Annotated in this window: 8 protein-coding genes and 1 pseudogene; 4 read left to right on the top strand and 5 right to left on the bottom strand. The window is 65.6% G+C overall.

Annotated elements, in window-relative coordinates; all coding sequences use genetic code 11:
- Positions 1 to 5 precede the first annotated feature (5 nt).
- The 3 genes from AC05QJ_RS18155 to AC05QJ_RS18165 all read right to left on the bottom strand — a co-directional run bounded on the left by AC05QJ_RS18155 (position 6) and on the right by AC05QJ_RS18165 (position 2,863).
- A complete protein-coding gene (locus tag AC05QJ_RS18155; protein ID WP_476742675.1) occupies positions 6 to 812 on the bottom strand; it encodes a LuxR C-terminal-related transcriptional regulator in 807 nt (268 codons plus the stop codon).
- 163 nt (positions 813 to 975) lie between these two features.
- Positions 976 to 1,158 (bottom strand): DUF2783 domain-containing protein, encoded by a 183-nt coding sequence (locus AC05QJ_RS18160; RefSeq protein ID WP_476742676.1) that lies wholly within the window; start codon positions 1,156 to 1,158, stop codon positions 976 to 978.
- 10 nt (positions 1,159 to 1,168) lie between these two features.
- The gene (locus tag AC05QJ_RS18165) at positions 1,169 to 2,863 is read right to left on the bottom strand and encodes an FAD-dependent monooxygenase (RefSeq protein WP_476742677.1); all 1,695 of its coding nucleotides are present in this window, start codon (positions 2,861 to 2,863) and stop codon (positions 1,169 to 1,171) included.
- A gap of 137 nt (positions 2,864 to 3,000) precedes the next feature.
- Between AC05QJ_RS18165 and AC05QJ_RS18170 the strand changes: the two genes are divergently transcribed.
- Entirely contained in the window at positions 3,001 to 4,620 is a 1,620-nt protein-coding gene (locus AC05QJ_RS18170) for a mechanosensitive ion channel family protein (RefSeq protein WP_476742678.1), read from the top strand.
- Positions 4,621 to 4,635: 15 nt separating this feature from the next.
- Here the strand turns inward: AC05QJ_RS18170 and AC05QJ_RS18175 are convergent, their stop codons facing one another.
- On the bottom strand, positions 4,636 to 6,195 hold the full coding sequence (locus tag AC05QJ_RS18175; RefSeq protein ID WP_476742679.1) for a cryptochrome/photolyase family protein: 1,560 nt from the start codon (positions 6,193 to 6,195) through the stop codon (positions 4,636 to 4,638).
- Positions 6,196 to 6,659: 464 nt separating this feature from the next.
- Between AC05QJ_RS18175 and AC05QJ_RS18180 the strand changes: the two are divergent.
- From AC05QJ_RS18180 to AC05QJ_RS18190, 3 genes and pseudogenes are all read left to right on the top strand, one after another.
- Positions 6,660 to 6,851: pseudogene (locus AC05QJ_RS18180) on the top strand (MgtC/SapB family protein); the annotation flags it as partial.
- A 195-nt stretch (positions 6,852 to 7,046) separates the two neighbouring features.
- On the top strand, positions 7,047 to 9,761 hold the full coding sequence (gene mgtA, locus AC05QJ_RS18185; protein WP_476742680.1) for a magnesium-translocating P-type ATPase: 2,715 nt from the start codon (positions 7,047 to 7,049) through the stop codon (positions 9,759 to 9,761).
- A 108-nt stretch (positions 9,762 to 9,869) separates the two neighbouring features.
- Positions 9,870 to 10,352, top strand: coding sequence for an OsmC family protein (locus AC05QJ_RS18190; RefSeq protein ID WP_476742681.1), 483 nt, complete (start codon positions 9,870 to 9,872; stop codon positions 10,350 to 10,352).
- Here the strand turns inward: AC05QJ_RS18190 and AC05QJ_RS18195 are convergent.
- The gene (locus AC05QJ_RS18195; protein WP_476742682.1) at positions 10,285 to 11,379 is read right to left on the bottom strand and encodes a hypothetical protein; all 1,095 of its coding nucleotides are present in this window, start codon (positions 11,377 to 11,379) and stop codon (positions 10,285 to 10,287) included. The two genes, AC05QJ_RS18190 and AC05QJ_RS18195, sit on opposite strands and share 68 nt — an antisense overlap.
- Positions 11,380 to 11,436: the final 57 nt, after the last annotated feature.

The following is an 11,436-nucleotide window of genomic DNA, read 5'->3' on the forward strand; positions in this document are numbered from 1 at the left end:
CCCTGCTAGTGCCGGGATCCACTCCCCAGCATCACCACCCCCACCAACTCCCGCAAACTGCCCGTCCCCAGCTTGCGGTACAGCCGCTTGATGTAGGTCGCCGCACTGGTAGGCCGAACCCCCAGGCGGGCAGCGATCTCGTCGTTGTCGATCCCGGTCAGCAGCAACCGCAGCAACTCCAGATCCCGCCGGGTCAGCTCCGGATACAGCGCCGACATCCGCTCGGCCAGCACCAGCGGCAGCTCATGGGTCTGCTGCCAGGCCAGGTAGTGCATACGCACGATCTGCGTCAGCAGCGGCGCCCAGGCTTCGATACAGTCCAGTTCCCGGGCACTGAAACAGCCATGCTCGCGCCCCCGGTAGAAATTCACCGACAGCCAGCGGCCATTGTCGCAGTGGGTCAGCAGCGCCAGGCGCTCGGCGATCTTCGGTTGCTCGTAGCAAATGCGCCGGTACTCGGCATGGCCGATATCGTCGATGTGCTGGCGCTGGACCATGGTCCGCTCGCCGCCCGCAATCATTGCCTGGCGATTGCCGTCCAGGCCGTGAAAGCGCTCGGCATAACTGTGGGAGATCTTCGGCAACGACACTTCGCGGGCACGGTCGGCGAAGGTGAACACCTGCGGGTTGCTGCGCGGCGCGTAGGCAAACACCGTGCACTGGGCCAGGGGAATGCCGTTGCCGATCAACTGCAGCAGGTCGCCAGCCAGTTGCCGGCGATGGTTCTCGCCAACCCGCGCCAGCAGGCTGGCGGCCTGGCCGACGTTCAGGCAATTGGCCGGCTGGAGGGTGCGCAAAGGCCAGAACTGCATGGCATCTCCCCGAAAAGGGTTAATGGAGGGGCGAAGTCCGGCAGTCTATCAGGCCGGCCGGGCACGGCGGCTCATCGGGACTTCCTGATTATTGTTATTGGAAGGTCCGCTGCCCGGGGTGAGCCGGGCAACGGCTGCAAGGCAGGAGGGTTGCTTTCTTCAACTACAGGTCGCGGGCGGCAATGGCAGTCAGGCCGGTGAAGGTGTCGAGGTCGCCAAGGGCTTCGGCAGCCAGCAACGCCAGCTTGACCAGCAGCAACTCGCGTTTGCCGTCGGGCGCCTGGTCGAGGTGATCGGCCAGGTGGTCGTACAGGGTTTCCAGTTCGGGAATGCTCAGGGTTGCCATGGTGTCGTCCTCAGTCGTTGCCCAATGCGCGATGGATGGCCGTCGTCAGGGCCTGCCCGCTCAGCGCGAGCCAGCGGGCGCATACATGCTGGTCGGGCCGGGCCAGATAGGCGCTGCCGGTGTGCGCGCCGTACTTGCGGCGCAGGTGGCCGTCGCGATCGGTCAGGCTCAGGTCGGCCCCGCTGACTGGCGCCGGGCTGCCCACGGCAATGATGCGCAGCGGCACGCCCTGTTCCTGCAAGGTGGCTGCCTGCACCTGAAGCGCCCGAGGCAGCGCGCCGGCTTCGGTGAAATACACGAGGTGGAAGGCGGCACAGAGGTGATCGAACAGGTAGTCATCCTCATTCAGCCGCACATTCAGCAGCGGCGCTCCCGCCCGTGGACCACAGCTGAACCCGTGGTCGTCGTCCTCACCGCAGTTGAGCGGCGAGTCGGCGTAATCGTGGGGCCGGGAGGTGCGCCAGTGGAACAGCGGCCGGACGAACGCCTGGGTCAGCGACAGCGACAGCACGGCGTCCCGCAACAGGCGCTGGCCGGCGCTGGGCGGGGTCATGAAGCGGGTGCTCTTGCCGGCTTCGTCGATGATCTCCCGGGCAGCGGCCACTCGTTCATGGCTGTAGGACGGCAACAAAGCGGGGCCAGCCAGGCCCTTGATCTGCAGCGCGAGCTTCCAGCACAGGTCATTGACGTCCTGGAAACCGGTGTTGGCGCCGCGCACACCGAAGATCGGCAGCAGGTGCGCGGCATCGCCAACGAAGATCACCCGCTCGGCGACATATTCCGGCAACGTCAGGGCGCGAGCCGAATACACCGAACTCCAGTCCATCTCCCATTCGCGACCGGCATAGCCCATGAGCGCCAGTTGCGCGTCGATGCGCTGGCGCAGGGACTCAGGGGCCAGCGCCTGATCCGGGGTTTCGTCGGCAGGCAACTGGTAGTCGATGCGCCAGATATTGCCCGGTTCGCGGTGCATCAGCACGGTATTGCCGGGGTTCCAGGGCGGATCGAAATAGGCCAGGCGCTCGGTGGGCAGGTCCAGTTCGATGCGGATATCGGCGATCACGAAGCGGCCCTCGTAGGCCGCGCCTTCCAGTTTCAGGCCGAGCAGTGTGCGCAGGCCGGAGCGTGCGCCGTCGGCGGCGATCACCCAGGTGCCCTCCAGGCGATAGCTGCCCGCTGGGGTATCGACCTCCAGGCAGGCGTGGTCCGACGCCTGCGTCAGGCCAATCACCTTGTTGCCCCAGCGCAGCTCGACCAGCGGGTTGGCTTCGGCGGCCTCCACCAGTTCACGCTCAAGGCACGGCTGCTGCAGGTTGGTCATGGGCGGGAAACGGTCGTCGGCGTCGTGGGGCGCTTCCATGCGGAATACCCGCTGGTTGCGGTAGAACGAATTGCCGAAACGCCAGCCGAGGCCGGCGGCGCTGACCGGTCCGGCCACGCCGACCTGCTGCAGGATCTCCATCGAGCGCCGGGTGAAGACAATGGCGCGGCTGCCCTCGCTGACCTGTTGCTCGGCCTCCAGCACGATCGAGGGAATGCCGTGGCGGGCCAGTTCCAGCGCCGCCGTCAGGCCGATGGGGCCGGCGCCGACCACCACCACCGCCTCGCGGCGCACCGTGGTGGCGCCCACCTCAGCGGTAAAGGCCGGATAGACCCGGTAATCGAAATACAGCGAGCGCCGTGGCTCGGTGGATGGGCTGTGCATCGGCGATGCGCCTCCGTGGTTCTTGTGGTTGTGGCGGGCATGCTAAGACGCAAACGCACTGGCCCATGTCCCCAAAAGGAGACAACCCGCAGGCTGAACTAATCTGGTGCTATCACCGGAGGCAGGAGTCGAGAACGATGGGCAAAGGGACTTGGCTGGCGATCATGGCGGTGCTCTGGACACTGGCGACACCGGTGGGCGCGACCGAGGACAAGGCGCTCGCCCGGACAGAACCGGCAGCGCTGAAAATCGCCAACCGCACCCTCATCACCTTCAATGCCACACTGCTGGGCGAGTCGCCGGAAATCCGTGCCCAGCGTGCCGAAGCGGTCATTCGTCAAGTGATGGAGAACCAGGAAGACCCTCGCGTCCACCTCGACAGCATCAAGGACAACTACCTGGTGTTGATGGGCCAGCGCCGGGCCTTCATCGTCACCCCTGACGACCTCGGCGACAGCGATGGCTCGGTGGCGGACCTCGCCGACACGGCCGCCGCCCGGCTGCGCCAGGTGCTGGCGGAAAACCACCAGGCGCGCAACCTGCAGTTCATGCTCAAGGCCGCGGGCTATGCCGCCGCGGCAAGCCTGCTGTACTTCGCCCTGCTGCGCCTGTTGGGCTGGTGCCACAAACGCTTGCTGGGCTGGCTGCCCACCAGCGTGAGCCGGCACACCGGTGTATTGCGCGTAGGCCAGACCCAGTTGCTCGATACCGGCAACCTGGTAATGGTCTCGCGGCGCCTCGTCGACCTGCTGTACTGGCTGCTGGCGTTGCTGGTGAGCTACGAATGGCTGAGCTTCGTGCTGCGCCGCTTCCCCTATACCCGCCCGTGGGGCGAAAGCCTCAACCAGTACATGCTGGACATGGCCGGCTACCTGCTGGAAGCCATGGTCAGCGGGATTCCGGGGCTGGTCATTGCCCTGCTGATCTTCTTCATCGCCCGCGGCATCAGCGCGTTCAGCAAACGCCTGCTGACCCGCCTGGCGCGCCCCGGCAACATCAACTGGCTCAATGCCGAAACCCTGCCGCCCACCACCCGCCTCACCTCGCTGGCGATCTGGCTGTTTGCCCTGGCAATGGCCTATCCGTACCTGCCCGGCGCCGGCACCGAAGCGTTCAAGGGCCTGTCGGTGCTGATCGGCCTGATGATTTCCCTGGGCGCCACCAGCGTGGTGGGCCAGGCGGCAGCCGGGCTGATCCTCACCTATACCCGCACCTTGCGCCCCGGTGAGTTCGTGCGCATCGGCGAGCACGAGGGCACCGTCACCGAACTGGGCATGTTTACCACCAGCATCCGCACCGGCCTTGGCGAGGTACTGACCATCCCCAATTCGATGATCACCGGCAGCGTCACCAAGAACTACTCCCGCGTGGTCCAGGGCAGTGGCTACGTGGTCGACGCCACCGTCACCATCGGCTACGACACGCCCTGGCGCCAGGTCGAGGCGATCCTGCTGGAGGCTGCCCGGCGCACCCCCGGCGTGCTGGACACGCCGCGCCCGCAGGTGTTCCAGACCGCCCTTTCGGACTTCTACCCCGAATACCGTCTGGTGGCCCAGGCCGTGCCCAGCGCACCCCGCCCCCGGGCGGAACTGCTGAGCATGCTCTACGCCAATATCCAGGACGTGTTCAACGAGTACGGCGTGCAGATGATGTCGCCCCACTACATGAGCGATCCGGCCCACGAAAAGCGGGTACCCCAGGAGCGCTGGTACGCGGCGCCGGCACAGGCCCCCGCCTCGCCGCAGGAACCGCAATGAACCTTGCTCCCGTGGTTACAGGGACTCGCCGGCATCCAGCTTCGCCAGCAGGTTCTCGCCTCGTTGCCACAGCGCGTCGCGGCGGCTGTCCTTCATGCCATTGAGGTTGCGATAGGCCAGGGCCAGGCGCGGGTTCTTCGCCAGCAGCGAACGGTGGCGGATCAGGAAGTGCCAGTACAGGGCGTTGAACGGGCAGGCGTCCTCCTCCACCGCATGGCTGACCCGATACTGGCACTCGCCGCAGTGATCGGACATGCGCTGGATGTAGCGGCCGCTGGCGCAGTAAGGCTTGGAGCCCAGGTAGCCGCCGTCGGCATGCATCACCATGCCCAGGGTGTTGGGCAGTTCCACCCAGTCGTAGGCATCCAGGTACACCGCCAGGTACCACTCGCAGATCTCCGGCGGCGCAATGCCGGCCAGCAAGGCGAAGTTGCCGGTCACCATCAGCCGCTGGATATGATGGGCATAGCCCAGCTCCAGGGTCTGGCCGATGGCCTGCGCCATGCAGCGCATGCCGGTGTTGCCGGTCCAGTAGAACGCCGGCAGCGGGCGGCGGTTGCCCAAGGCATTGAGCCCGGCGTATTCCGGCATGCGCAGCCAGTAGATGCCACGCACGTATTCACGCCAGCCAATCAACTGGCGAATAAACCCCTCGGCGGCGTTGAGCGGCACCCGCCCCTGGCGAAAGGCGCCTTCCACGTCGTTGCACAGTTGCCGCACCTCCAGCAGGCCAATGTTCAGTGCCGCGCTGATCCGTGCATGGAACAGGTAGGGCTCGCCCTCGGCCATGGCGTCCTGATAATCGCCGAAGGCCGCCAGGCCGAAATCGAGAAAGTGCTGCCACAGCGTCTGCGCCTGATCGTGGGTCACCGGGTAATCGAAGCCGTCGATGCTGCCGTAGTGATTCTTGAAGCGCTCGCGGACCAGGGCGATGACCTCTGTGGTGATGCGGTCGTGGCGAAACCGTGCCGGCATCGGCCCGTGCAGCCCCTTGGGCAGCTTCTTGCGGTTATCGGCGTCGAAATTCCACGACCCGCCCACCGGGCTGCCGTCAGGCTCCAGCAGCAGCCCGCAGCGCTTGCGCATGCCGTGGTAGAAGTTTTCCATGCGCAGCGAAGTGCGCCCCTTGGCCCAGCGGGCGAACGCCTGGCGTGAACAGAGAAAGCGCTGGTCGGCGTGCCACACGAGCGGCAGACGGCTGTCCCGCAGCGCCTGTTCCAGGCGCCATTCGCCGCACTCGGTCACATGCATCTCATCGGCCTCAAGCGTTTTGCGCCAGCGACGCAGTTCGCCGACGATGCTGCCGCTGTTGTGCGGGTCGTCCAGACGCACATACTCCACCCGCCAGCCCCGGTCTTGCAGTGCCTTGGCGAAATGGCGCATGGCGCTGAACACCAGCACGATCTTCTGGGGGTGATGGGGCACGTAACGCGCCTCGCCGTCCACCTCGGCCATCAGCAGCACATCACGCCCGGGGTCCAGCACCTTGAGGATGGCCAGGTCGAAGGACAACTGATCGCCGAGCATCAGGCCCAGTCGTGGCGCGGGTTTGGTGTTGCGGGAGGGATGGCCCATGTCGGCTCTCGTGTGGATTCGGGACTCTGTGCTTTGGCCGCTCCGGCGGGCTTTTCGTTCACTGCCCAGGGCGTTCCTGTCGCTTCGCTGAACACATCGCAAACGACCTTGACGCCCGACACAAGCGGGCCTTGACTGAGCACATCGGAGGGCGTACTTTGCCGCCCGATTTCCCATCACACAGGAGTCCTGCATTGGACAGTTGCCCCAGTCGATTGCGACAGGTCTGAACAGCGAGCACGTCCGGCAGCACTCCCCTGCCACTGTCTCGCTGATCATGGCGGACAGTGGCGATTCGCATCCCCCACGGGATGATGACTCCCCATTTTCCCAACGGTTGTTCCCGGCATCGCCCTCGAGGCGGCGTCGTGCAGCCCCGCGACCTCGCGCAATCCATAACCCGAATTCCGCGCCGGCAGCTTCCGGCGCCCTTGCCGGCCCCTGGCCGCAGAACAAGGTGAATCATGGATTGGAAAGTCTTTCTGCTGCGCACCGCCGCAGCCCTCATCCTCGGTGCCCTGATCGGCGCCGAACGTCAACTGCGCCAGCGCCTCACCGGCCTGCGCACCAACGCTCTAGTCAGCACCGGCGCCTGCCTGTTCGTGCTGATGACCCAGGCCGTGCCCGGTCTGGGCAGCACTGACGCGGCAGCCGTCCCGTCCACTCGATCAGGAGCATCCGGAGCCCGGCCATGAATCCAGACCCCAGTCCCGTGTCACCCAGACCCGGGCCGGACGGCGGCTGACGAGTACTACTCGCGCCGCCGCCCGGCCTGCCCGGCGACGGCGCAGTACCTGCGCTGCGCAATCCGATCCGGCGGCCGCCACCGAGCGACCGCCCAGGAGCGCATCATGCTGTTCAAACGCTTCGGCCGGCGCCTGCTGGCCCTCTTCGATCACGGTCTGAGCCGGCATTTCCGCCGCCAGGCGATGCTGGAACTGCTGCGCAACGGCAGCGCCCGCAGCAGTCTGCCGGCGGCGTTCATCCGCCAGCTGTCGACGGTGGCCGGCCTCGACGCCCACGACCTTTACTCACGCTTCGACACCCGACCGGAAGGCTTGGCCACCGACCAAGCCGAGGCCGTGCGCGCCCGTGTCGGCGCCAATCTGGTGGACCAGGAAAAACCCGTGCCGCCGCTGCTGCACCTGTGGTGGTGCTACCGCAACCCGTTCAACCTGCTGCTCACCCTGTTGGCCCTGGTGTCCTGGCTGACCGAAGACCTCAAGGCCGCGCTGGTGATCGGGAGTATGGTGCTGGTGTCCACGCTGCTGCGCTTCTTCCAGGAAGCACGATCCAATCGCGCCGCCGAACGTCTCAAGGCGCTGGTGAGCAACACCGCCAGCGTGCTGCGCCCAGGCGCCGCAGACACCGATCGGCGCGGCGCGCTGGAAGTACCGTTCCGCGACCTGGTGCCGGGTGATGTGGTGCTGTTGTCCGCCGGCGACATGATCCCCGCCGACCTGCGGGTGCTGGAGGCCAAGGACCTGTTCGTCAGCCAGGCGGCGATCACCGGCGAGTCCTTGCCGGTGGAGAAATTTGCCCAGGCCCGCCGCGCCGTCGGCAGCCCCTTGGAGTGCGACAACCTGTGCTTCATGGGCACCAACGTGGTCAGCGGCAGCGCCCGCGCACTGGTGGTCGGCACCGGCCAGAACACCTACTTCGGCAACCTGGCCGAACGGGTGCTGAGCAGCGACCGCGAGCCCACCGCCTTCCAGCAAGGGGTGAACAAGGTCAGCTGGCTGCTGATCCGCTTCATGCTGGTGATGGCGCCGCTGGTGCTGCTGATCAACGGTTTCACCAAGGGCGACTGGCTGGAAGCCTCGCTGTTCGCGTTGTCCATCGCCGTGGGCCTGACCCCGGAAATGCTGCCGATGATCGTCACCTCGACCCTGGCCAAGGGGGCGGTGGTGCTGTCGCGCAAGAAAGTCATCGTCAAGCGCCTCGACGCGATCCAGAACTTCGGCGCCATGGGCGTGCTGTGCACCGACAAGACCGGCACCCTGACCCAGGACCGCATCGTCCTAGAGCGTCACACCGATGTGCTCGGCGCCCCCTGCGAGGCGGTACTGGACGACGCCTGGCTCAACAGCCACCACCAGACCGGCCTGAAGAATCTGCTGGACGTGGCGGTGCTGGAGCACGCCGACGGTGAGCGCCAGACGCGGCTGGGCGGCGCCTTCGTCAAGGTCGACGAGATCCCCTTCGACTTCCAGCGCCGGCGCATGTCGGTGGTGGTGGCCGAACCTGGCCACGGCCACCGGCTGGTGTGCAAGGGCGCGCTGGAGGAGGTGCTGGCAGTCTGCAGCCGGGTGCGCCTGGGCGACGACGAACAGCCCCTGGATGCACCGCTGCTGGCGCGTATCCGCGAACACACGGCGCAACTCAACGACGAGGGACTGCGGGTGGTGGCCGTGGCGGTGAAACTACTGCCCGGCGAGCGCGGCATCTATCGCGTGGCTGATGAAGGCGAACTGGTGCTCACCGGCTATATCGCCTTCCTCGACCCGCCCAAGGAAACTACCGCTACCGCCCTGCGAGTCCTGGCCGAACAAGGCGTGGCCGTGAAAGTGCTGACCGGCGACAACGAACGGGTGTCCCGCCGGGTCTGCCGCGAGGTCGGCCTGGACATCGACGGCCTGTTGCTGGGCAGCGAGATCGATGCCCTGAACGATCGTGAACTCGGCGAGCGGGCCACCGCCTGCAACCTGTTCGCCCGGCTGACCCCGGCGCACAAGGAGCGCATCGTCCGCCTGTTGCGCCAGCGCGGCCATGTGGTGGGCTTCATGGGCGACGGCATAAACGACGCGCCGGCGCTGCGGGCCGCCGACGTCGGCATCTCGGTGGACTCGGCGGTGGACATCGCCAAGGAAGCGGCGGACATCATCCTCCTGGAGAAAAGCCTGATGGTGCTGGAGGAAGGCGTGATCGAAGGCCGCAAGACCTTCGCCAACATGCTCAAGTACATCAAGATGACCGCCAGCTCCAACTTCGGCAACGTCTTCAGCGTGCTGGTGGCCAGCGCCTTCCTGCCGTTTCTGCCGATGCTGCCGCTGCACCTGCTGGTGCAGAACCTGCTGTACGACCTGTCGCAGACCGCCATTCCCTTCGACAACGTCGATGCCGGGCAACTGCAGCAGCCGCAGCGCTGGAAGTCCGAGGAGATCGGCTGGTTCATGGTGTTCTTCGGGCCGCTGAGCTCGATCTTCGACATCCTCACCTACGCGCTGATGTGGTTCGTCTTTGCCGCCAACACCCCGGCGCAGCAGACCCTGTTCCAGTCCGGCTGGTTCGTCGAGGGCCTGCTGTCGCAGACACTGGTGGTGCACCTGATCCGTACCCGCAAGCTCCCGTTCATCCAGAGCCGGGCCGGCTGGCCGTTGCTGCTGATGACGCTTGTGATCGTCGGGATCGGCCTGGCCCTGCCGATGTCGCCGCTGGCCGGCGCGTTCAAGCTGCAGGCGCTGCCGTGGAGCTACTTCCCATTCCTGGTGGTGATCCTGCTGGGCTACGCGGCAGTGGTCCAGGGCATGAAGGGCTGGTTTGCGCGGCGCTATGGCTGGCAATGAAGCGCCGTTCATTGCGTCCGCGCAATGGCGTGCTTCCGCGGATGCCTGTTCCGTCAGCAGCGGCTGGCGGCGTAGGCTGACACGCCTTGTTCACCAGGAAGAACGCGCATGGCAGACAAACAGCATCACTACACCGTCAACGTCAGCTGGACCGGCAACCTCGGCACGGGAACCGCCAGTTACCGAGGCTACAGCCGCGACCATGTGATCCAGGCCTACGGCAAGGCGCAGATACCAGGCTCGTCCGACCCGGCCTTTCGCGGCGATCCGACGCGCTGGAACCCGGAAGAGCTGCTGGTGGCCTCGCTCTCGGCCTGCCACAAGCTCTGGTACCTGGGCCTGTGCGCCGAAGCCGGGATCGTGGTGCTGGCCTACGAGGATGACGCCGAAGGCGAGATGGTCGAGGAGCACAGCGGCGCCGGGCAGTTCAGTTCGGTGACGCTGCGGCCGCGGGTAACCCTCGCCGCAGGATCGGATCTGGACAAGGCGCGGGAGCTGCACCATCTGGCGCACCAGAAGTGCTTCATTGCGCGGTCGGTGAATTTTCCTGTGCTTCACGAACCAGAGATCTCGCTGTGCGGGGAATCCTGACGCCACCCCAGCGCTCCAGGCAATCATCGGCGGCTATGAGCGGGGGGCGGCGTACCAGGAGCAGGCCGGCCTCCGCCCCACCGCAGGAATTTCTGACTTTCAGGCCAGCGAGGCCGAGTCCGAGGAAGTGAGTCCTGGACATCGGGCGGCGGGGTATGAACTTGACTCCATATCCGCGTGTGTCGCGCAAAATGGCCTTGCCCAGCACTCGGGCCGACGTCTCGGCAGGCCAGGATCCGTCTTCGGGAGAGATTTTCCTCATGACCTTCACCGCCGAACGCAAACGTGGCGCAATAAGCAGGACAGCCACGGACATGACACTCGCCGCGCCGAGCAGCACCCAGCCCACAGCGAGTCCGGGAAACGCGAAGTACCCGACAAAGACCAGCAGGTGACCGACGATACAGGCCAGGGCGACGTTGCCCACCTGCCCCATGTACCGCCTGACCGTCAGAATCCGCGGCTCCTTGTCTTCGTCACGGTTGGCGAAGAACCAGCTTTTCAGAACGAAGTCGTAATCGGCGCTGAACGCCCTGGTGGCATTGATCGCTTCAATGATCAGCTCGGTAATGGCCTCCCGGTTTTTCCTGAAGTCGCCATCGACATGAAAACACAGCACGAGGGGTGACAGAGGCACGTTCAACTGCGGAGATCGCTCGATGGTCAGTTTCAAGCCATGACCCAACGGCATTCCCACGCCTTTGCCACTCATGCCCAGATAGAACAGCCCACCGTAGGGTATCGCCAGCAACAGAATGGCCCAGGGGTAAAACGGGCGATCCGGGACCAGAGCACACAAGGCCAGCAGCAGATGCACCCCACCGACCACCAGCAAAACCACCACGGGGCGAGGCGCCAACAAGCGACAAACCGCTAGCAACCTCGGGCTGGGTAGTACCTTGAAACCTTTCCAGACCCAGGAAATCATCGTGATGAAGACCGCCCAGCCCACTGCGAACGCTCCCACAAGGTTGAGTGCGTTGAAGAGGTAGTTCCAGAACGGCGCGCTGGCGATGTCCATGCTCATGTTCGAAATAAGATCCTGCATATCCGGTTGCGTAGGCGTTTTCTATCGGCCACGCGA

The sequence above is a fragment of the Pseudomonas sp. TUM25319 genome, assembly GCF_056388475.1.

What these genes read in the sequence shown, in the direction of transcription:
- AC05QJ_RS18155 (WP_476742675.1), bottom strand. Translation starts at nt 812, where the DNA reads ATGCAGTTCTGGCCTTTGCGCACCCTCCAGCCGGCCAATTGCCTGAAC.
- AC05QJ_RS18160 (WP_476742676.1), bottom strand. Translation starts at nt 1,158, where the DNA reads ATGGCAACCCTGAGCATTCCCGAACTGGAAACCCTGTACGACCACCTG.
- AC05QJ_RS18165 (WP_476742677.1), bottom strand. Translation starts at nt 2,863, where the DNA reads ATGCACAGCCCATCCACCGAGCCACGGCGCTCGCTGTATTTCGATTAC.
- AC05QJ_RS18170 (WP_476742678.1), top strand. Translation starts at nt 3,001, where the DNA reads ATGGGCAAAGGGACTTGGCTGGCGATCATGGCGGTGCTCTGGACACTG.
- AC05QJ_RS18175 (WP_476742679.1), bottom strand. Translation starts at nt 6,195, where the DNA reads ATGGGCCATCCCTCCCGCAACACCAAACCCGCGCCACGACTGGGCCTG.
- mgtA (WP_476742680.1), top strand. Translation starts at nt 7,047, where the DNA reads ATGCTGTTCAAACGCTTCGGCCGGCGCCTGCTGGCCCTCTTCGATCAC.
- AC05QJ_RS18190 (WP_476742681.1), top strand. Translation starts at nt 9,870, where the DNA reads ATGGCAGACAAACAGCATCACTACACCGTCAACGTCAGCTGGACCGGC.
- AC05QJ_RS18195 (WP_476742682.1), bottom strand. Translation starts at nt 11,379, where the DNA reads ATGAGCATGGACATCGCCAGCGCGCCGTTCTGGAACTACCTCTTCAAC.